Raw genomic sequence first — 22,217 nt, 5'->3', positions numbered from 1 at the left:
ATATGGAAGATATGCAAGAAATACTTGAAGACTTTTTGGTTGAAGCTTTTGAGCTAGTTGAGCAAATCGACCATGATTTAGTGGAGCTTGAAAGCAATCCTGAAGATTTGGAATTATTAAACAGAATTTTTCGTGTCGCACATACTGTTAAAGGTTCATCAAGCTTTTTAAATTTCGATGTTTTAACCAAATTGACACATCATATGGAAGATGTTTTAAATAAAGCAAGACACGGGGATTTGAAAATCAATCCGGATATTATGGATGTCGTTTTAGAATCCATTGATAAAATGAAAACTTTACTCAATTGTATTCGCGATAATGGCAATGACACAGCTATCGGTATGGATATAGAGCCAATTTGTGCAAAACTTACAGCCATTTCAGAAGGCGAAGCACCATTAGAAACACAAGCTTCTACACCAGCTTTAACTGAAACACCAGAAGAAGAGGTGCCAACTCCTAAAGAGGAAGAGCCTGAAGTTGATGTGAATCAGCTTAGTGATTCTGAAGTCGAAGCAGAGATTGAAAGACTTTTAAAGGTTAGAAAAGCTGAAGATCAAGCAAGAAGAGCTCAAAAGAAACAAAATGCTACTCAAGTGGCTCCAGCCGCTACACCAAAACCAAATTCAGCTAAACCTGCCGCAACGTCTGCAGGGGGCGGAGATAAAAAGGTTCCAGCGACTGGAAGTGGAAGCTCTATAGACCAGACCATACGCGTTGAAGTGAAAAGACTTGATCATTTGATGAATCTTATCGGTGAGCTTGTTTTAGGAAAGAATCGTTTGATTAAAATTTATGATGATGTTGAAGAGAGATATGAGGGAGAAAAATTCCTTGAAGAACTCAATCAAGTCGTTAGTCAATTAAGTATTATCACAACCGATGTGCAATTAGCAGTTATGAAAACGAGGATGCAACCTATTGCTAAAGTTTTCAATAAATTCCCAAGAGTTGTGCGTGATTTAAGTCGTGAGCTTGGAAAACAAATAGATTTAGAAATAAGTGGTGAAGAAACCGAACTTGATAAATCTATCGTTGAAGAAATTGGCGACCCTATTATGCATATGATTAGAAATTCGTGCGACCATGGGGTTGAAGATCCCGCAGCTCGTGTAGCAGCAGGTAAGCCTGAAAAAGGTGTCGTCGAGCTTAAAGCCTATAATGAGGGAAATCATATCGTTGTTGAAATTACTGATGATGGAAAAGGACTTGACCCGGTAGGACTTAAAGCAAAAGCTGTTGAAAAGAATCTCATCACTGAAAAAGAAGCTGAGCAAATGACAGATAAAGAAGCCTTTGCATTGATTTTTAAACCGGGATTCTCAACTGCAGCCAAAGTTACAAATGTTTCTGGACGTGGCGTTGGAATGGATGTTGTTAAAACAAATATTGAAAAACTCAATGGTGTGATTGAAATCGATAGTGAGCTTGGACAAGGAAGTTCGTTTAAACTTAAAATTCCGCTCACTTTAGCCATCATTCAATCTTTACTTGTTGGGACTCAAGAGGAATTTTATGCCATTCCGCTTGCTTCTGTTCTTGAAACCGTTAGAGTGCCGATTGATGATATTTATACTATAGAAGGTAAAAATGTATTGCGTTTAAGAGATGAAGTGCTTTCTCTTGTCTGCCTTTCAGATGTTTTTGGTGTTAAGCAAGTGCTTGAAAGCAGTGAGCAAACCTATGTGGTTGTTATAGGGGTTGCAGAATCAAAGCTTGGAATCATCGTCGATACTCTGGTGGGACAAGAGGAGATTGTTATTAAATCTATGGGCGATTATTTGCAAAATATTCAAGGTATAGCAGGAGCTACGATTCGTGGTGATGGTAGGGTTACGCTTATTATTGATGTGGGCTCTATGATGGATATGGCAAAAGAAATCAAAGTGGATATTAAAGCACAACTTGAATCAAATACGAAAAAACCAAAAGAAAAGCCAAGCGATTATAAGGTATTAATCGTTGATGATTCAAAGATGGATAGAGGTATAATGCAAAAAGCTTTAGAACCTATTGGGGTAACTGTGATTGAAGCGACGAATGGGGTTGAAGCACTCAATATCGTTAAATCCGGTGAGCATGATATTGATGTGATGCTTATTGATATTGAAATGCCAAGAATGGACGGATATACCTTAGCGAGTGAAATTAGAAAATATTCTAAATACCGCAATCTTCCGCTTATTGCAGTTACTTCAAGAACGAGTAAAACCGATCGTTTAAGAGGCGTTGAAGTAGGAATGACGGATTATGTCACCAAACCTTATTCTTCAGAATACTTGGAAAATGTAGTCCGCAAGAATTTAAAACTAGGATAAGATATGAGTAATGAAAAATTAGAAAATATTTTTAAGAAACAGCAAACTCAATTAGCTGGTCCTGAAGCAGATCAAGACGATGACGATATCATTCAGTTAGTAGGTTTTATCGTAGGAGAAGAAGAGTATGCGATTCCAATCCTTAATATCCAAGAGATTATTAAGCCGATTGAATATACTAGAGTTCCTAGCGTCCCTGATTATGTTTTAGGAGTGTTTAATATGAGAGGTAATGTTATGCCTCTTATTGATTTGGCTCAAAGATTCCATTTAGGAAAGTCTAAAATGACGCCTCAAACAAGATATATAGTTTTAAGAGGTGAAAACAATGGAAATGGAGTCGGTGGAAATGCTGGTTTTGTTATAGATTCTCTTACAGAAGCCATTAAAATTCATAGGAGCAGAATTGACCCGCCACCTGAAACTTTGATAAAAGATAAAGGTATGATTTATGGCATAGGTAAAAGAGATGATAGTATCTTAACAATTTTAAAGGTGGAAGCTTTACTTAAGCGTGAATTTTGATGATAAAACTTTGTGTTTTTGATTTTGACTCTACCTTAATGGATGGCGAAACCATAGATATACTAGCAGATGCCTATAATATGGGTGATGAGGTTAAAAAAATCACCCATGAGGCTATGAATGGAAAGCTTGATTTTTTTGAAAGTTTAAACAAAAGGGTTTCTTTACTCAAAGGAATGCCCTATGAAAAAGCATTAGAAGTAGGCAGGAGCTTACCTTTAATGCAAGGAAGCTTTGAACTCGTAGAATTTTTAAAATCTAAGAATATTTTAAGTGTTGTTTTTAGCGGAGGTTTTTATGAAGGGATTAATCCAGCTATGGAAAAACTAGGTATCTCTTTAGGTTTTGCAAATTTTTTACATTATAAAGATTCTAAACTCACAGGGCTTGTAGGCGGTGAAATGATGTTTTTAAATTCTAAGGGTTTAATGTTGCAAAAACTTAAAAAGCTCCTCAATTTAAAGAACGATGAGGTGATGTGTGTTGGAGACGGGGCAAATGATGTAGCAATGTTTGAAGAGAGCGGATTAAAAATCGCTTTTTGTGCCAAAGAGCTTCTTAAAAGCAAAGCAAATGTCTGCATTGATACAAAGGACCTAAAAGAAGTTATAAAGGTATTGAAATGAAAAAATTCTCTCTATGGTGTGATTTTATTGAAAACAGCTTTTTAGACAATGAATTTTTAACTTTGCTTGAAAATAAAATCAATGGTGCAACTTCAAATCCGAGCATCTTTAAAAATGCGATTTTAAATTCAGCCTCGTATAAAGAAAAAATCAGTCGATTAAAAGGCAAAAAAGCCAAAGAAATTTACGAAGAACTAGCCGTCTTAGACATTCAAAAAGCAGCCGATAAACTTGCTTTGAAATTTTTTAACAATGATGATGGTTTTATCAGCATTGAAATTGACCCAAGATTTTATGACAATACAGCTTTGAGTTTAGGAGAAGCTAAAAGGCTTTATACAGCCATTGCAAGAGAAAATGTGATGATAAAAATTCCTGCCACTCCTGCTTCTTATGAGGTTATGTATGAGTTGATGAAAATCGGAGTCAATGTGAATGCGACTTTAGTCTTTTCTCTTGAGCAAAGCCAAAAATGTTTTGAGGCTCTCAATGAAGGACTTAAAGCTTTTCGTAAAAATAATATCTCACTCAACCCCGATTGTGCAAAGAAAATTCGAAGTCCTAAAGGGGTTATAAGTATATTTGTGAGCCGTTTTGATAGGCTTTTAAATTCTAAGGCTTTGGAAAAAAATCGCATAGGAATCTTAAATGCAAATTTAGCTTATAATAATATTATTAGAAATAACGAGCCCAATATCCGTGCTTTGTTTGCAAGTACGGGGGTTAAGGGTGATGATTTAGCTAAGGATTATTATATTAAAGAATTGCTTTTTGAAAATTCTATCAATACAGCTCCACTCGATGCTATCCATGCTTTTCAAAAAGATTTTGAGTTTAAAAAACCTTTAATGAATTTTGAACTTTATACAGAACTTAACAAAATTATTTCCCAAGATGAAAGAGAAAAGGCTTGTCAGATTTTACTTGATGATGGTTTGGAGCAATTTTGCAGAGCTTTTGAGGAAATTTTAAGGGTTTTATGATTGATTTTATTGTAAATTTGGTTTGAGGGCATTATTTATTCAAAATAAAACAATCAGCTCAAAGCTTTAAATCAAATGTTTTAATCTTTTCAAAATGCAAATTTCACAACATCTAATTTAAATTAAACTTTTTTAAATCTGCAAAAAACATAAAATCATTTTCTAGCATATAGCTTAGCGATAGGCTTTTTTCTTAATCAAATATAATATTTTGTAATTTTAAGATTTTTAAAAATCCATTATTGTATTTTAAGTTTAAGATGAATTAATTGTATGAGCAAAGAAGGTAAAAGTATAAAACTTATCATTCTAAACTTTGTTTTATGAATTTTGTTTGCAAGGGTTTTGTTATTTTTTGCTTTATAAATTTTTGAGTTTTATTTGTTAAAAAATTTTGATGTATTATTTACAAGGATTTAAAATTCCTTAAAAGAAGTTAAAAATCAAACCAAATTTTAATTTCTAATCAAATTCTTAAATATAAAATGACCACAAATAATGAATTTATAAAAATTTTTATTAATAAAATTCAAATTCTATGATAAAAACTTAAGGATTAAATTAAGAAATCCTTTAAAATCACTAAAATTTACTTTTTACTAAGTTAAAATTTCTTATAATTAAAGCTTATTTTTAGAAAGGATAAAAGATGTTAGAAGGTATTATTAGAGAGAGTATCGGTAGAAAAGCAGCCAAAGCTTTAAAAAGAGATGGTTATCTAATCGCAAACATCTATGGAAAAGGATTAGAAAATATCAACGCTGCTTTTAAAGTCAATGAATTCATCAAAGAAGTGCGTAAAAAAAGCTCTTTGATTTTTGATGTTAAGGTGGGTTCGCAGGTTTTAAGCGTTGTGGTTGTGGATTACCAAAAGGACCCGGTAACAAGTGATTTAAAACATGTTGATTTAAAAATCGCAACCAAAGGAGTGCTTTCTAAATTTATGGTTCCAATCAAAGTCAAAGGCACTGCAATAGGACTTAAAAATAAAGGTGTTTTGATTCAATCCAAAAGAAGAGTTAAAGTCAAATGCCTCCCTGAAAATTTACCAAATTTTTTCGAGCTTGATGTCAGCAAACTTGATGTAGGCGATGCCTTGCTTGTTAAGGATATTGTTACACCAAGTGGTGTGAGTATCATTGATGCCTCTAGGGTGGCTGTGGTTGGCGTAGAAAAAGCACGATGACCTTAGTCGTAGGACTTGGAAATATCGGCAAGTCGTATGAAAATACGCGTCATAATGTTGGATTTATGTTGATTGACCTATTTTTGCAAGAGAATTCTGCGACTTTGATTTCAAATCCTCAATTTAAAGGAGAGCTTTATAAAATAAACTCTTCTTTACTTCTTTTAAAACCAAATACCTTTATGAATGCTTCTGGATTAAGTGTTAGGGCGGTGAGAGATTTTTACAAATGTGAAAGGATGATAGTCATTCACGATGACATTGATTTAAATTTGGGAGCTTTAAAATTTAAAAAAGGTGGCTCAAGTGGCGGACACAATGGGCTTAAAAGCATAGATGAACTTTGTGGAAATGAATACGAACGCATTCGCATTGGTGTGGGAAAAGGTCAAAATGTGGTTTCTCATGTCTTAGGTGCGTTTAAAAATGAAGAAAAAGAGCTTTTAATCAAGGTTTTAAATCATGCTAAAAAATCCTTGCTGAAACTCTTACAGAGTGATATTACGCAAATTGCTTCAAATTATACTTTAAAAGCTTAGCGATGAGAATTTTTTTTTATTTTATTTCAAGCATTTATCTTAAAAATTTTTTTATTATTTTTATCGCACTTTTAGGATTTTATTGTGGTATTGATTTGCTTTTAAATTTCAAAAAATTGCCCGATTCTGCAAATCTTGACCTGCTGTATGTTTTATTTTTAGCCTTTTCAGCTATAACATATATCTTGCCTCTTTCTTTAATCTTTGCACTTGTATTATCCCTAACTACTATGATAAGAAATAACGAGCTTATCAGTCTTTATGCCTTAGGATTGAGCAAGAAAATCGTTGTATTGTATCCTTTTTTATGGGCTTTATTTTTCTGTTTTGTTTATATAGCATTTAATTTTACTTCTTTTGCCTATGCAAATGATTACAGAAAAAATATCCTTAAAAACGGCTCTGCAAATAAACAAAGTGGCGAGGTCTTTTTAAAATTTAATGACAGCTTTGCCTATGTTGGAAAACTTCAAAGCGGTTCTGATTCAGTGAGTGAAATTAAAATTTTCAATATCAAAGATTTTAATCTCAACTCTTATATTGTTGCCAAAGAAGCTTTTTTTTCTCATAATGCTTGGAATTTAAAAGAAGGGAATTTAACCACACTTCCTAAAGAATACCTTTTGGGAGAGAGGGGACTTGAAATTCAAGAATTTGAAATTTTAGAAGGATTGAAGGGTTTTGAACCTAAGGTCATTGAAGGGATTGCTAGTAATAGCAATTATTCTATCAAAGATGCTCTTATAAGTTTAAGTCTTTTTAAGGCTCAAAATATTAGCACTCAAGCAGTCAAAATCAGCCTTTACAAATCCATTTTCACACCTTTTTTTGCTCCTTTTTTAATGCTGATTGTGTGTTATTTCTTTCCTGCAATTTCACGCTTTTTCAATCTTGCCTTAGTGATTTTTATCTCTATTGTTGCAACGATTTTAATCTGGGGAATTTTGCTTTTACTGACAAGATTGAGTGAAAATGCAGTCATTTTGAGTGAAGTTGGCATTATAATGCCCGTAGTGATTTTAGCTTTTTTGGGGCTTTTTATGTTTTATAAAAACAAGTAAAATTAAAGGCAAAATATGGATTATCGAAAATTAAAACAAGAATTTAAAACACCTTTTTATCTGTATCATTTTGATGAAATTAAAGAAAATTTTTTAAAACTCAAACAAGTTTTTAAAGCAAGAAAATCACAAATTTTTTATGCAATGAAGGCTAATTCAAATCTAAGCCTTTTACAAATGTTAGCAAAACTTGATAGTGGTTTTGATTGTGTGAGTATGGGAGAGATTCAAAGGGCTTTAAAAGTGGGTGTAAAACCTTATAAAATCATATTAAGCGGTGTGGCTAAGACAAGAGAGGAGCTTGAATTTGCTCTTAAAAGTGATATTTTATATGTGAATTTAGAAAGTGAAGCAGAAATGTTGCTTTTAGAAGATGTTGCGAAGTTTCTTAATTTAAAGGCAAGAATTAGCATTAGAGTCAATCCCAATGTCGATGCAAAAACACATCCTTATATTTCAACCGGGCTGCATGAAAATAAATTTGGAGTGGAGCTTGATTTGGCAAGAAAAATGTATCTTTATGCGAAAAATTCGCATTTTTTAGAACCTGTTGGGGTGCATTTTCATATAGGCTCACAACTTATGGATTTTTCTCCCATTCACGAAGCAGCACAGCTTGTTGCACAACTTGTTAAAGAGTTAAAAGCTTTAAAAATTGAGCTTAAATTCTTTGATGTAGGCGGAGGTTTGGGTGTGAGTTATGAAAATGAAAAAGAACCTCATTTATATGATTATGCACAAGGAATTTTAGCAGCTCTTAATGGACTTGATGTAACCATAGGCTTAGAGCCGGGCAGATTTTTGGTCGCAAAAAGTGGGGAACTTGTTTGCAGCGTTTTGTATGAAAAAATTACAGCTAAAAAGAGATTTGTCATTGTTGATGCAGCGATGAATGACTTAATGAGACCAAGCCTTTATAATGCTTATCACGAGATTATCTTGCCTTATAATCAAGGTGAAAAAAGCCTTTGTGATGTTGTGGGAGGAATTTGTGAAAGCGGGGATTTTTTAGCCAAACAAAGAGAGCTTGAGCAAACAAAAAGCGGGGATATTTTGGTGGTTAAAAACGCCGGAGCTTATGGTTTTAGCATGAGTAGTAATTATAATACCAGAATGCGTCCTTGCGAACTTGCTTTAGAAAATGGTAAAATAAGGCTCATTCGTCAAAGAGAGAGTTTTAAAGATTTGATTGCTTTGGAGGAAAATTTTTTAAATTAAACCCATTTTCAAAGAAATTTGCATTCTAAAGTATCAATCCTTAATAAAATTTGCTAAAATACAGAATTTAAAGTCAAGGAAAAAATAAATGCTTTTTTTAGATGTGCAAGGAACTTTGCTTTCAGATGTTGATAAAAGCCCTATTTTAGGTGCAAAAGAATTGATTTCATTTTTAAATTCTAAAAATTTAGCCTATCTTATCATCACAAATAACACTAAAAAATTAAATTTTTTAGAAGAATTAAGAAACAAAGGACTTGAAATTAAACAAAACGCATATTTAGACCCTTTTTGTGTTTTTAATCGCACATTAAAACCTTGTAAAGTCGCAGCTTATGGCTCAAAAGAATTCTTAGAATGTATCGAAGAATTAGGATATACGCTTGATTATACAAGCCCCGATGCTGTGCTTGTCGCAAGTTATGATGATTTTAAATTCAAAGATTTTGCTGCGATGATAGAATTTGCACAAAATGATGTTAAAATGATTGCTATGCACGAAACAAGCATTTATAAAAAAGACCACAGACTTTATCCGGGTGTTGGCAGCATTATGGCGATGATTCAAAATGCAAGTCATTGTGAGTATGAAGTGGTTGGAAAACCAAGTTTTGCTTTTTATAAACAGGCTCTTGCTTTGATTAGGGAACAAAAATCTGATTTAGAATTTAAAGATATAACTATCATTAGCGATGATTTTAAGGGTGATTTGCTTAGAGCAAAAGAACTTGGAATGAAATGCGTTTTAGTGTTAAGTGGTAAAATTTCTCATACCAAAGGTTTAGATACGAGCATTTTAGACGGAGTGTTTAAAAGTATTTTAGAATTTGCAAAGGAGTTTGAGTGCAAAATTTAGATGAATTAAGAGCGAAGATTGATGCAGTTGATGATAAAATTTTAATTCTTTTAAATGAAAGAATGAATTATGTTAAAAATGTCGGTGAGCTTAAAAAAAATTCAGGCACAACGATTTATAGACCCGAACGTGAAAGAGCTATACTCAATCGTCTTAAGAATTCAAATCAAGGAATTTTAAATCAAGATGCGATTGAAGCAATTTATCAAGAGATTTTTGCGGTTTCTAGGAATTTAGAAATGCCTCAAAGTGTAGCGTATTTTGGACCTGAAGGCACTTATACTCATCAAGCTGCAAGGAGTCGTTTTGGAGCAATGAGTCGCTATATAGCCTTAGCAACGATTGAAGATGTGTTTAAGGAATTAAGCAATAAAGAGGCTAAATACGGAGTTGTGCCGATAGAAAACAATACCGAAGGGGCTGTAGGCATTACTCTAGATTGTCTGGGTAAATATGCAGAGCTTAAAATTTTTGGCGAAATTTATATGGATATTCATCATTCTTTTGTAGGAATGAATGAGAATTTAAAGGAAATCAAACGCATTTATTCTCATCCGCAAGGCTACAATCAATGCCGTAGATTTTTAGAAAGCCATGAATTAAATCAGATTGAATTTGTGCCTTCTAAATCAACAGCTAATGCGGCTTATCTTGCTTCACAAGACTATGATTCTGCAGCCATTTGCTCTAAAATTGCAGCCAAACTTTATAATGTGCCTATTTTATTTAATAAAATCGAAGACAATTTAGCCAATCGCACAAGATTTTTAATCCTAAGCGATATTAAAACCCCAAAAATGCCAAATTGCAAGACTTCAATCCTTGCACACACCGCTCATAAACCCGGAAGTCTAAGTGATTTGCTCGAGCAGTTTAAAAAAGAAAATATCAATCTCACTAAACTTGAATCGCGTCCTTTAAAGACGAGAGAATTTATGCATAGTTTTTATATTGATTTTGAAGGACATATTGATGATGATAATGTCAAAAGAGCTTTAAAAGACGCGGGCGAGATAATTTGGCTGGGGTCTTATTTGTCTGCAGAGGAGAATTCTTTAGCAGAAGAATGATTGTGGATTAATCGGCGATTGAACTTAAATTTTACTTGAATTTACGGAGAAAAAGGATGCAATTTAATGAATTTTTAAATAATCTTTCAAATTACGAGCCGGGAAAGGATATAGAAGTCATTGCTAAAGAATACAAACTTAAAGAAGTGATTAAACTTGCAAGCAATGAAAATCCTCTTGGCACAGCCCCAAAAGTTATACAAACACTCAAAACTTACGCAGATAAAGCCCATCTTTATCCGGATGATAGTATGAGTGAGTTAAAAAGCAAACTCTGTGCGAAATTTGGTATCAAAGATAAGGAGCTTATCATAGGTGCGGGAAGCGATCAAGTCATAGAATTTGCTGTGCATGCTAAGCTTAATCCTAAAAATGCCTTTCTTCAATGCAAAGCCACTTTTGCAATGTATGAAATTTACGCTAAACAATGCGGAGCAAAATGTTACAAGAGTAAGAGTTTGGGGCATGATTTAAAAGAATTTAAAGAACTTTACGAGGCTCATAAAGATGAGATTAAAATGATTTTTTTATGTGTGCCAAACAATCCTTTGGGCGAGTGTTTAAATGCACACGATGTTAAGGAATTTATAAAAATCGTTGATGAGGATTGTATGGTTGTCATTGACGCAGCTTATAATGAATTTGCAAGTTATAAAGATAAAGAAAAGCATTTGGAAGCAAAAGAATTGATTAGTCAATTCAATAATGTGCTTTATTTAGGAACTTTTTCTAAGCTTTATGGACTGGGAGGTTTGCGTGTGGGTTATGGTATAGCCGATGAACATCTTATCAAAGCTCTTTATAAACTTCGTGCTCCTTTTAATGTCAATATCCTTGCACTAAAAGCAGCTTGTGCGGCTTTGGAGGATATAGAATTTCTCACACAAAGCTTAAAGAACAATTTTACACAAATGACAAAATACGAAGAATTCGCTCAAACGCACAATTTGGAATTCATTTTAAGCTATACAAATTTCATCACTTATTTTTTTAATGAAAAAAATAGCACAGATTTGTCTGAAAAATTGCTTAAAAAAGGTATAATAATAAGAAATTTAAAAAGTTATGGTTTAAATGCATTGCGTATTACCATAGGAACAGCCTATGAAAATTCAAGGTTTTTTGAGGAATTTTCACAAATTTTAAAGGGATAGGGTTTAGAATTTAAATGGATTTTAAAAGTATGTTTCTTCAAATTGGACAGCTGTATCAAAATTTAACGCGTAAGCAACGTATAGTGATTGCCGCTTCGATTGTTGTTATCGTTGGTTTTTTGGTTTTTTTGAGCTTATATCGCAATAGTGGCGGTGTGGGTGGAGATGGCTATGCAATTTTGGTTGAAAATGTAAGCCCGGCTTCATCGGCAGCTATTGTTACAAGTTTGGAACAAAATAATATACCCTATAGATTAAGAGATGAAACGACTATTTTAGTCCCTCAAGATCAAGTCTTAAGACAAAGAATGTTTATCGCTTCTGAAGGGCTGATTAAAGACAATCGCGTAGGCTTTGAAATTTTTGACCAACAGGCTTTTGGTGCGACAAGTGAAGAACAAAGGATTAAAAAACAAAGAGCTATTGAGGGTGAGCTTGCAAGAACGATTGAAACTTTAGAACCTATTCGTAGTGCTAAAGTGCATATAGCCTTCCCAAAAGAAAGCGTTTTTACTGAAAGACAAGTGCCACCGACAGCTTCTGTGGTTTTAAACATTAAAGAAGGTTTAAAGCTCACAAGAAAACAAATTGATGGGATTAAAAATATTGTTTCAGCTGCTGTGGCAAGATTGAGTAAAGATAATGTGAGTATCACAGACCAAAATGGTGTGCCTTTAGATGAACAAGAAGCTTATGAGAGCGATATTATTGCTGCACAAGTGAAATATAAAAGAGATTATGAAAGGGATTTAGAAGAAAAAATTATCAGTGCTATCGCTCCTTTTGCAGGAGGTAGAGATAAAATTCAAGTCAATGTGAATACGGATTTTGATTTTTCTAAACAAGAATCTCAAAGCGAAATTTTTGACCCAAATCCTATCATAAGAAGTGAGCAAACTTTAGATGAGGAGAGACAAGGCAGAAAAGACCCAGAAATTCAAGGTGTGCCCGGAGCGGTTTCAAATATAGGTCCGGTTGAAGGACTCGATAATAGCGGACAAATTGAATCTTATAAGAAGAATCAAGTCACTACAAATAACGAGCTTTCAAAAACTATAACCAATACCAAAAAACAATTTGGAGTTGTTTTAAGGACTTCTGCTGCTGTGGCTATTGATGGTAAGTATCAAGAAAATGTCGATGCAGATGGAAATGTGCAAAGTGAATATGTGCCTGTAAAAGAAGAGGAACTTAAAAAAATTGAAGAAGTTGTTAAAAGCACGATTAATTTCAATGCCCAAAGAGGTGATAGTGTCGTGGTGCAAAATTTACCTTTTTATCGTGAATCTGTTAAGGTTGAAAGTAAGGTTAAAACCTTTTATGGTCGCTTTATCGAACCTTTTATTCCACCTGTTAAATATTTTATTGCTGCGATTTTGCTTTTCATTTTTTACAAAAAAGTTATCGAACCTTTCACTCGCAAAATGCTTGAAGACATTGCGGCTGCCGAAGAAGAACAGCAAGGTCCAAATGTTGCTTTAGATGATGCAGAAGATGCTTTAGAGAAATTTAATGCAGCAAGGAAAAAGGTTGAGGAGCAACTAGGTTTTGGTGATAATTTCAATGAAGATTCTATTCAATACGACCTTTTGCTTGAAAAATTGCGTGGTTTGGTGACAGATAAAAGTGAAGAAATTGCGGCTTTACTTCAAAATCTTATCCAAAGTGATTCTGATTTTAATGAAAATAAGGATATGTAGATGATTAAGCTTAATGAAGAACAAAAGATGGTCTATGATGATTTATCAATGCCTGAAAAAGTCGCAATATTCTTGATACAATTAGGAGAAGATGCGACAACTTCTGTGTTTTCTCATATGGAGATTGATGTTATTACTGAAATTTCACGTTATATAGCTATGGCAAAAAATGTTGATAGAGCCATTGCTACTGCGGTATTAGAGGAATTTTATACCCTATTACAATCCAATCAATACATTAAAAGCGGTGGTTTGGAATACGCTAAAGAAATTTTATTCAGAACTTTTGGACCAGAGATTGCGAATAAAATTTTAGAAAAACTCACCAAAAGTATGGAAAATAATGAAAATTTTGCTTATTTAGGGCAAATCAAACCGCAACAACTCGCAGATTTTATCACTAAAGAACACCCACAAACCATTGCCCTTATTTTAGCTCATATGGATTCCATTCATGCAGCAGAAACCTTAGAATATTTTAGTGATGAATTAAGGGCTGAAGTTGTCATAAGAATGGCAAATTTAGGCGATATTTCTCCAAGCATTATCAAAAGAGTGTCTGCTGTGCTTGAAAGCAAACTTGAAAGTCTTGCTTCTTATAAAGTTGAGGTCGGGGGTCCTAGAGCTGTGGCTGAAGTGCTTAACCGCTTAGGACAAAAGGCATCTAAATCTACAATTGCTTATATCGAGCAAAGTGATGAACGTTTGGCAGCAACCATTAAAGAACTTATGTTCACTTTCGATGATATTTCAAAACTTAGCACACCAGCGATTCGCGAAATTCTTAAATCTGTAGATAAACGAGATTTAATGATAGGCTTAAAAGGTGCGAGTGAGGAGCTCAAGCAAAAATTCCTTTCAAATATGTCCACACGTGCAAGTGAAGCCTTTTTGGAGGAAATGGGCTTTTTAGGTGCGGTTAGAGTTAAAGACGTTGAAGATGCTCAAAGAAAAGTCGTTGAGGTTGTGCAAAAACTTGCAGAGCAAGGTTTAGTCCAAACCGGCGATGCAGATGAAATGATAGAATAGGTTATTTATGATTAGTCGTAGCAATGTAATTTCAAGCAAAACTTCAAATCAGCATGTGGTTGAGGATTATCATTTTAAAGTCATTACAGAATTTGCTGAACCTGAAAAACACAATTCTCAAAATGATACTGAAAAAGAAAATAAAGAAAATCATCCAACACCTAAGACTCCAAATCCAGCAAACAATGAAATTCAACTTGAAGAAAAGACAAGCCCTGAACCGCTTTTCCAGCCAAGTTTCGTTGAGGATTTGTTGAAAAAAACTGATGAAATGTCAAATAATATTATCAAACTTCAAATGCAAATTGAGAGTCAAGAAAGTGAATTTAACAATCGTTTAAATTCCGAACTTGAAAATGCTAAAGAAAAATTTACAAAAGAGGGTTATGAAAAGGCTAAAGCAGAATTTGATAAAGAACTCATTGATTTAAAGGATAAATATCTTAAAAGTGTGATGAAACTTGATGAAGCGTGTCAAAATTTGGATTCTTTTGTCGAAAAAAATGAAAAAGACCTTGCAGATACAGCCATAGACATTGCTAAAGAAGTGATTTTAAAAGAACTTAATGAGGATTCTAAAAAGATTGCTTATGCTTTGGCAAAGGATTTGATTTCAGAATTAAAAGGTGCAAGTGCGATTGAACTTAAGGTCAATTCTAATGATTTTGATTATTTAAAAGAGAAATTTTCAGACAATGCCCATATTAAAATCAATTTAGATGATGCGATTAGTAAAGGCAGTGTTGTGGTTTTAAGTGACGCAGGAAATATTGAATCTAATCTTAATAATCGTTTAACAAAAATTAAAAAAATGGTTAATAATGAATAAAAAACTCGCTCACACAAAAAATGAGCTTGAAAATTTGAGTTTGAATGAGCTTGAAAATTTGGCTTTAAGATTGAGAGAAAAAATCATTCAAGTCGTAAGTAAAAATGGGGGGCATTTAAGCTCAAATTTAGGAGTTGTAGAGCTAAGTATAGCCATGCATTTGGTTTTTGATGCAACAAAGAATCCTTTTATTTTTGATGTTTCTCATCAATCTTATCCGCATAAACTTTTAAGTGGCAGAAAAAATTTTGACACTCTAAGACAATTTGGTGGAATGAGTGGTTATACTAAGCCTGATGAAGGAGATTTCTTTATCGCTGGACATTCTAGCACTTCAATTTCTTTAGCTTTGGGGGTTTGCAAAGCGATAAAGTTAAAGCAAGAGGATAAAATTCCTGTGGTGTTAATCGGCGATGGAGCCTTGAGTGCAGGTATGGCTTATGAAGCTTTAAATGAGCTTGGCGATAGAAAATACCCTTGTGTGATTATTTTAAATGATAATGAAATGAGTATTTCAAAGCCTATTGGTGCGATTTCTAAGCATCTTTCAAGTGTAATGGCAACTCAAACCTATCAAAAATTTAAAAAAAGAATAGAAAAAATTCTCGAATTCTTACCCGATAGTGCTGCTTATATGGCAAAACGTTTTGAAGAGGGTTTTAAACTTTTGGCTCCGGGGTTTTTATTTGAGGAATTAGGACTTGAATATATAGGTCCTATTGATGGGCATAATTTTAAAGAACTCATCAATGCTTTAAAACAAGCTAAAATTATGCAAAAACCTTGTGTGATACACGCTCAAACCACCAAAGGCAAAGGTTATGCTCCAGCAGAAGGCAAACATGCAAAATGGCATGGGGTTACAGCCTTTGACATTGATAGTGGCAAGAGTGTGAAAAAGGGAGTGGTTAGAAAAAGTGCCACCGAGCTTTTTACACAAAATCTTCTTGCTTTGGCACAAAAATATGAAAATATTGTTGGAGTCACTGCAGCAATGCCAAGCGGAACAGGACTTGAAAGGCTGATTGAGGAATACCCTGATAGATTTTGGGATGTGGCTATTGCAGAACAACATGCCGTTACTTCAATGGCTGCAATGGCAAAAGAGGGCTTTAAACCTTTTATAGCCATTTATAGTACTTTTTTACAACGTGCGTATGATCAAATTATCCATGATTGTGCAATTATGAATTTAAATGTTGTATTTGCAATTGATAGAGCCGGCATTGTAGGAGAAGATGGAGAGACACATCAAGGAGCTTTTGATGTGAGTTTTTTAGCTTGTATTCCAAATTTGACCCTGCTTGCTCCTCGCGATGAAAAAATGATGGAAAATATAATGATTTATGCTTATCATCATCAAGGAGTCCTTGCTTTTCGCTATCCAAGAGGGGCTTTTATTTTAGATGATGAATTTATGCCCTGTAAGATTGAGTTAGCTAAGGCTCAATGTTTGATTGAAAATCAAAGTCAAATAGCTTTTTTAGGTTATGGACAAGGTGTTGGAAAGGCAAAGCAGGTTTTGGATTTACTCTGTGAGGAAGAGCCTGATTTTGCAAATTTGATTGATTTAATCTTCATCAAACCTTTGGATGAGAAATTATTGAAAAAACTTGCTCAAAGGACTAAAATTTGGTTTGTATTCAGTCAAAATGCTAAAATAGGTGGTGTAGCAAATTTATTGAATGCTTTTTTGCAAGAAAATGATTTAAACATTAAAATCATAAGTTTTGAATACGAAGATCAGTTTATAACACACGGCAATACAAATGAAGTAGAAAAATCCTTGGGGCTTGATACACAAAGTTTAGCAAGAAGAGTTAAAACTCATGTCATTGATTAAAACAAATCTTTGTTCATGGCGGCAGATTTTACACTTTTTAACAAATTCACCAAGACAATACATAAAAATTCAAAACTTTACTCTTTTCAATCTATAATTTTAATAAATCTAATTGCTTTATTCATTTGATTTTTTAAAAATCTTGTATTTAAGATAAATGATGATTTATATTTGTTGATGAAATCATCAAATGATATAAAACACCCTTAAATTTTTGGCAAATTAAACTTAAATTTTTTATGGATAAAAAATATTATTTAATATAAACTTTTTTTAAAGATAATTTTTATATGATTTTAGCTTAAATAAATAATAAGGTTTTTTGAGATGGAATTATTACAATTATTAAAAGAACACGAATTAAAGGCTACTCCACAAAGACTTTGTGTTTTAAAGATATTAAAAAGGCACGAGCATCCAAATATTGATGAGCTTTATGCAGAGATAAAAAAGGAATACCCTTCAATCTCCCTAGCAACCGTATATAAAAATATCAACACCCTACAAGAACAAGGCTTGGTCGTTGAGGTCAATGCAACCAACCAAAAAACTTGCTATGATATTTACGAACAAGAACACATTCATATTATTTGTAAGCAATGCGGAAGTATCGAGGATATGAGCTTTAAAGAAGCCAAACTCGATGAATATCAACAGGGTTTAGAAAAAAAACTTGGCAACAAAGTCAAACACTTAGCTCTTTGTGTTTATGTTGATTCTTGTTCAAAATGTCAATAAGTCTTAAGCAAAATTAGCTAAAATAAACCATAAGGTTTTCCAAAATGGTTTATGAAATTCAAAAAAGTTTTTTACTTGCTAATGATTGCATTGTTTCTAATTTACAAAGAGATGGGATACAATTTCAAAGTGTGGATATAAGCGTTTTTTATACGCAAATTTCATCTCAAAAAAGGGTTAAATTTCAAAGTATAGGAGAAAAGTATTTTAAAATTATCTTAGCAGAAAATGAGTTTTTAGAACAAGATAAAAAAGAAATATCTCAAAAAGTTTTTTTAAAAGAGCAAAAAAATGCTCTCACTCCTGTGCTTAAGAAAAAGAGTTTGGAATTTAAATTTTGTTCGTTGAAAAGTTATATCGAACTTTATGAAAATCCTAAATTATGCGTTTTAAAGATTTTTTTTGAAACCTTAAAAGATGCTGAAAATTTCTCCATTCCAAGAGATTTTAAAGTTTTAAAAGAAATCAATCTTGATAGCAAAATTTTAAGTCTTTATGGTTATAATCTGCATACTTTTGATATAGAAAAATGCTTTAAAATCATAGAAAAAAATCAAAATTTTACACTTGAATTTCCCGATGCAATCGGTGCTTTTGATGGTTTTAGAATTTTTTTGTTTTATTTGTTTAGAAAATTAAAATTTTATTGGAATCTATGCTTAGAAAACAAACAAAAAGATGATTTGTATGAATTTTATCTTTATACTCAAAAAATTTTTATTATTTTATCGAGTTTTGATGAGGTTTTTGATAAAAATTTAAGTGAACTTTTGGCTTTAAAATTTAAAAATTTAGCAGAGAAAAGTTCTTTGATTTTAGAGTCTAAAGACCAAGAAGATTCTTTGCTTTTGGCATTGAGTTCAAAAGAGCTCAATGATTTGTTTAATGATTTTGATATTTTTATCAAAGAAAGCTCCTTTTATCAGGGCTTACAAAAGGATGTGTTTTTTAAACAGCTTGTAGCATTTGAGTTTAGAAAAAAACTTATTTTATTTAAAAAATTTTTGATTAAAGATTTTGAATATGAGGAATTTGCTTTTAAATTTATGCAAATATCTGTATTTTTAGAGTATTTTAAGAGTCTTTTTAATCTCAAAAGTTTAAACAAGTTGAGTGATAAATATTTTTTAAATTCTCAAAAAAAATCCTTCTCAAAAATAATGAAAAAAAGAAAAAAAGTTTTAAAATGGATTGATATATCGAGTAAAAATTTAAGAATTTATAAAGGCTAGTTTATGCAAAAACAAGAAAAAATCATAGAAATGTTTAATCAAATCGCACCCACTTACGATAAAAGCAATAGAATTTTAAGTTTTGGTATGGATATAAATTGGCGTAAAAAGGCTTGTGAGAGGGTTTTAAATCTTTATTTAAAACAGGATTTAAATATCATTGATGTGGCGTGTGGCACAGGAGATATGATAGAAATTTGGCAAAAGAGTGCTTTGAAATTAAAAAAAAATATCAACACTATTAAGGGTATAGACCCTAGCAAAGTTATGCTAGAGATTGCAAAACAAAGGTTTAAGGACCTTGAATTTATCGAAGCTAAGGCTCAAAATTTGCCTTTAGAACTTGAAAATGCGGACATTGTAAGTATAAGTTATGGAATTCGCAATGTTATGCAAAGACAAGAAGCATTAAGGGAATTTTCAAGGATACTTAAAAAAGATGGAATTTTGCTAGTTTTGGAATTTACACGAAGAGAGAAAAAAGGTTTTATAGCATTTTTTAGGGATTTTTACCTTAAAAATATACTGCCTTTTATAGGGGGATTGATTAGCAAAAACAAAGAAGCTTATAAGTATTTGCCAAATTCCATAGACGAATTTTTAAGTCAAGAAGAATTTGTCAAAGAGCTTGAAGATGTTGATTTTAAGGTATTAGAATTGAAAGATTTTAGCTTTGGAATCAGCTCAATGTTTATTGCTCAAAAGGTTTAATGTTTAAAAAGCTTTTTGTGGTTATTCTTTAGGAATTAATTTTTAGAGATTTCTTTAAATTTGATTTTATATTATTGCTCATCAAATTAAATATTTACTCTACAATATAAAAATTATAAATCTTATTTTAATTAAAATAAACTTATTGCTTCATTTGGCGATAAATCTGAATTATTTTAAAAAGATAGAGAAATATTAACATTCTATTTTGGCTTTTGCTTCATCTTAATGAGTTTGGCGATATTTTTTTAGTTTTTATTTCTAAAAATCTATACTATTTTTTGATTTATTTTTATTATTTTAAAGATATTTTAGCTCATATAAAAATTTATAGAGATGAAAAAAAGTTTTCAATCTTTCTTCTCATTTCGCTCTCATCGCTGATTCTATTAACCTCATCCCTAAAAGCACTAGCATTTTTGCAATCTTTAGAATATTGATGCAAGTGCTTTCTAAATATACTCAAACCTTGTTTTTTGTAGTGTTTAAGCATTTGTTCAAAATGAAATAAAATCATTTCTTTTTTAAAATCTTGACTGATTTTTTTATTTTCTTTAATCTCATAAAAAATCCAAGGATTACCAATGCTTGCTCTGCCTATCATTAAAGCATCGCAATTTGTGATATGATAAACTTCTTTGGCATTATTAGCATCAATATCACCATTTGCAATGACCGGAATTTTCACGCTTTGCTTTGCATAAGCAATGGATTGATAATCAGCTTTTCCGCTATAAAGCTGTTTTCTTGTACGTCCGTGTATGCTGATAAAATCAACCTCTGCTTCTTCGCAAATTCGAGCCATTTTTTCAGGGTATTTTTCATTGAATCCTAATCTAAATTTCACACTTGTTAAGGGTTTTTTATTGTTTTGTTTGATTGTATAAACCAAGCTTTTAAATAGCTCTAAATTTTCAAGCAAGGCACTGCCGGCACATTGTTTTACAACTTTATTAACCGGACAACCACAATTAAAATCTATACCATCAACAAAATCAAAATCATTAAGAATTGCAACAGCTTTTTTAATCACCTCCGCATCACTTCCAGCAATTTGGACAAGATAAGGCGTTTCAAGCTCACCTTTTTGAAGCATTTGCAAACTTTTTTTACTCTCATAAACTAAAGCATTGGAGCTAATCATCTCACTTATGGTCACATCAGCACCAAATTTTTTCACAAGATTTCTAAATGGCAAATCCGAAAAACCAGCCATTGGAGCTAAAAATAAAGGTTTTTTAGTAAAATCAATCATTGATGAGTTGATTTAAATTGATTTTAATATTTTTGTCTCTAAGGGCTAATACGGCTTTGAAATCTGCAAATTTTTTATCATCGTTTTTAATCTGCTCTAAAAGCTCATCAAACATTGAAAATTCAGCTAAAAGATACAAATAAGCCCTCAAAGCTTCGCTTTTTTGATTCTTAATTTTTAAAAATATATTTAAGATTGCATCGGGATTTAAGAGATTAACGCTCATTTTTGCAATCTTTAAATATTCTTTTTCATCAAGATTTGAATTTTGAAGCAAAACTTCAAATTCAACCGGACTCAATTCTAAATTCTTATTTTTAAAACGTTGAATCAAATTTAAAACTTGTTGAGAATTTTTTGGAATTTTTACATTTTTAATTTGCTCGTATGTGCCCTTTTCCAAAAGAAGTTCAAAGGCGGTTTGTTCGAGTTCATCTTTAATGTGATTGATATTTTTGATTTTATTGTAAGCATAACTTATATCTTTATTGAGATGATTTTTTTCATTTTGTATGGATAAAATATTATTGTTTTCAAGCTTAAATTTACCAAGATTGACATACTCTCCATCGTGTATTTTTTTTATTGTATCTAAAATTTCATTGAATTGATTGAGATTTGGGATTTTTTCTTGAGTTTTAAGACTTTTTGCGATTTCACAAACCCGCTTAAATTCTTTAGTGTGAAAGGATATTTTGGATTTTTTTTCTAAAAGCAAATCGTTAGCAAAATCTTCAAATTTATCTGCATCTTTAAAAAAATGTCTGAATCTAAAGGCATTGAAAAGACTATAAAAACTTAGATGAAGTAAGGTTAAAATGAAAAAAATCAAAAGCGGTGCAACAAACCAAATGGCAATAGGAAGAGTCAAACTAAAGCTTTCTATACTTAAAGTATAATCTCCTAAATCAAGAAAAAACGCAAAGCCACCGATAAATGCTATATAAATAATGCTTGCGAAAATAAATGATTTAATTTTCATAATAATTCTCCTTTTTCTAAATTTTCCCTACAATTGATGCAGTATTTTGCGTGAGGCTTGATTTTTAAACGCTCAATGTCAATGAATTCTTCACAAGATTCACAGATTCCAAAATTGTTATTTTTGATTTTATTTAAAGATTCTTCCACTTCTTTTAATTCTTGCTTTAAATTTGCGTTGATTGTAAAATTGATTTGTGAATTCGATTCTATAGTTGAAAAGTCTATATTATCACTTGGAACGCTATTGTGTAAGGCTTTAATTTCTTTCGAATTTCCTTTTAAATTCTCTAAAATAACTTGTTTTCTTTTTTCTAAAATTTTTTTTAAAAATTGTATATCATTTTTTTTCATTATTAT

21 protein-coding genes are annotated in these 22,217 nt (G+C 32.0%); 18 read left to right on the top strand and 3 right to left on the bottom strand.

Annotation, left to right across the window (positions count from 1 at the left end):
* Positions 1–2: 2 nt before the first annotated feature.
* From CCUN_RS09035 to ubiE, 18 genes are all read left to right on the top strand, one after another.
* The gene (locus CCUN_RS09035) at positions 3–2,321 is read left to right on the top strand and encodes a hybrid sensor histidine kinase/response regulator (RefSeq protein ID WP_027305334.1); all 2,319 of its coding nucleotides are present in this window, start codon (positions 3–5) and stop codon (positions 2,319–2,321) included.
* Between the two features lie 3 nt (positions 2,322–2,324).
* Positions 2,325–2,846: a chemotaxis protein CheW gene (locus CCUN_RS09030; protein ID WP_027305333.1), complete on the top strand. Its 522-nt coding sequence runs from the start codon at positions 2,325–2,327 to the stop codon at positions 2,844–2,846.
* Complete coding sequence (gene serB, locus CCUN_RS09025) at positions 2,846–3,472, top strand: phosphoserine phosphatase SerB (protein ID WP_027305332.1); 627 nt, start codon at positions 2,846–2,848, stop codon at positions 3,470–3,472. Before CCUN_RS09030 ends, serB begins: the two co-directional genes overlap by 1 nt.
* Positions 3,469–4,455: a transaldolase gene (locus CCUN_RS09020; protein ID WP_027305331.1), complete on the top strand. Its 987-nt coding sequence runs from the start codon at positions 3,469–3,471 to the stop codon at positions 4,453–4,455. Before serB ends, CCUN_RS09020 begins: the two co-directional genes overlap by 4 nt.
* 649 nt (positions 4,456–5,104) lie before the next feature.
* Complete coding sequence (locus CCUN_RS09015) at positions 5,105–5,641, top strand: 50S ribosomal protein L25/general stress protein Ctc (RefSeq protein ID WP_027305330.1); 537 nt, start codon at positions 5,105–5,107, stop codon at positions 5,639–5,641.
* A complete protein-coding gene (pth, locus tag CCUN_RS09010) occupies positions 5,638–6,180 on the top strand; it encodes an aminoacyl-tRNA hydrolase (RefSeq protein ID WP_027305329.1) in 543 nt (180 codons plus the stop codon). Before CCUN_RS09015 ends, pth begins: the two co-directional genes overlap by 4 nt.
* A 2-nt stretch (positions 6,181–6,182) precedes the next feature.
* Complete coding sequence (locus tag CCUN_RS09005) at positions 6,183–7,241, top strand: LptF/LptG family permease (RefSeq protein WP_027305328.1); 1,059 nt, start codon at positions 6,183–6,185, stop codon at positions 7,239–7,241.
* A gap of 15 nt (positions 7,242–7,256) precedes the next feature.
* Positions 7,257–8,459, top strand: coding sequence for a diaminopimelate decarboxylase (gene lysA, locus CCUN_RS09000; protein WP_027305327.1), 1,203 nt, complete (start codon positions 7,257–7,259; stop codon positions 8,457–8,459).
* An 88-nt stretch (positions 8,460–8,547) separates the two neighbouring features.
* On the top strand, positions 8,548–9,315 hold the full coding sequence (locus CCUN_RS08995) for an HAD-IIA family hydrolase (protein ID WP_027305326.1): 768 nt from the start codon (positions 8,548–8,550) through the stop codon (positions 9,313–9,315).
* Positions 9,303–10,385: a prephenate dehydratase gene (gene pheA / locus CCUN_RS08990; protein WP_027305325.1), complete on the top strand. Its 1,083-nt coding sequence runs from the start codon at positions 9,303–9,305 to the stop codon at positions 10,383–10,385. Before CCUN_RS08995 ends, pheA begins: the two co-directional genes overlap by 13 nt.
* Before the next feature lie 56 nt (positions 10,386–10,441).
* Positions 10,442–11,539: a histidinol-phosphate transaminase gene (gene hisC / locus CCUN_RS08985; protein ID WP_027305324.1), complete on the top strand. Its 1,098-nt coding sequence runs from the start codon at positions 10,442–10,444 to the stop codon at positions 11,537–11,539.
* A gap of 14 nt (positions 11,540–11,553) precedes the next feature.
* A complete protein-coding gene (gene fliF, locus CCUN_RS08980) occupies positions 11,554–13,239 on the top strand; it encodes a flagellar basal-body MS-ring/collar protein FliF (RefSeq protein WP_027305323.1) in 1,686 nt (561 codons plus the stop codon).
* Positions 13,240–14,268 carry a flagellar motor switch protein FliG gene (gene fliG, locus CCUN_RS08975; protein WP_027305322.1) on the top strand — a complete coding sequence of 343 codons (1,029 nt, stop codon included), beginning with the start codon at positions 13,240–13,242 and terminating at the stop codon, positions 14,266–14,268.
* Between the two features lie 7 nt (positions 14,269–14,275).
* A complete protein-coding gene (gene fliH / locus CCUN_RS08970; RefSeq protein WP_027305321.1) occupies positions 14,276–15,097 on the top strand; it encodes a flagellar assembly protein FliH in 822 nt (273 codons plus the stop codon).
* Complete coding sequence (gene dxs, locus CCUN_RS08965; RefSeq protein ID WP_027305320.1) at positions 15,090–16,940, top strand: 1-deoxy-D-xylulose-5-phosphate synthase; 1,851 nt, start codon at positions 15,090–15,092, stop codon at positions 16,938–16,940. The genes fliH and dxs overlap by 8 nt, the downstream gene beginning before the upstream one ends.
* A gap of 327 nt (positions 16,941–17,267) precedes the next feature.
* Positions 17,268–17,678, top strand: coding sequence for a peroxide-responsive transcriptional repressor PerR (gene perR / locus CCUN_RS08960; protein ID WP_027305319.1), 411 nt, complete (start codon positions 17,268–17,270; stop codon positions 17,676–17,678).
* A gap of 44 nt (positions 17,679–17,722) precedes the next feature.
* Positions 17,723–18,910 (top strand): hypothetical protein, encoded by a 1,188-nt coding sequence (locus CCUN_RS08955; RefSeq protein WP_027305318.1) that lies wholly within the window; start codon positions 17,723–17,725, stop codon positions 18,908–18,910.
* A gap of 3 nt (positions 18,911–18,913) precedes the next feature.
* Positions 18,914–19,621 carry a bifunctional demethylmenaquinone methyltransferase/2-methoxy-6-polyprenyl-1,4-benzoquinol methylase UbiE gene (gene ubiE, locus CCUN_RS08950; protein WP_027305317.1) on the top strand — a complete coding sequence of 236 codons (708 nt, stop codon included), beginning with the start codon at positions 18,914–18,916 and terminating at the stop codon, positions 19,619–19,621.
* Between the two features lie 328 nt (positions 19,622–19,949).
* Here the strand turns inward: ubiE and CCUN_RS08945 are convergent, their stop codons facing one another.
* From CCUN_RS08945 to dksA, 3 genes are read right to left on the bottom strand one after another with little or no spacing between them, the layout of a single operon-like run.
* On the bottom strand, positions 19,950–20,876 hold the full coding sequence (locus tag CCUN_RS08945) for a tRNA dihydrouridine synthase (protein ID WP_027305316.1): 927 nt from the start codon (positions 20,874–20,876) through the stop codon (positions 19,950–19,952).
* A complete protein-coding gene (locus CCUN_RS08940; protein WP_027305315.1) occupies positions 20,869–21,858 on the bottom strand; it encodes a hypothetical protein in 990 nt (329 codons plus the stop codon). The genes CCUN_RS08945 and CCUN_RS08940 overlap by 8 nt, the downstream gene beginning before the upstream one ends.
* The gene (gene dksA / locus CCUN_RS08935) at positions 21,855–22,211 is read right to left on the bottom strand and encodes an RNA polymerase-binding protein DksA (RefSeq protein WP_027305314.1); all 357 of its coding nucleotides are present in this window, start codon (positions 22,209–22,211) and stop codon (positions 21,855–21,857) included. The genes CCUN_RS08940 and dksA overlap by 4 nt, the downstream gene beginning before the upstream one ends.
* Between the last annotated feature and the right edge of the window lie 6 nt (positions 22,212–22,217).

Source organism: Campylobacter cuniculorum DSM 23162 = LMG 24588 (assembly GCF_002104335.1).
In the GTDB taxonomy this organism is placed as follows: Bacteria; Campylobacterota; Campylobacteria; order Campylobacterales; family Campylobacteraceae; genus Campylobacter_D; species Campylobacter_D cuniculorum.
Note: the sequence above shows the minus strand (reverse complement) of the source record. Positions and strands in the feature narration are given on the sequence as shown.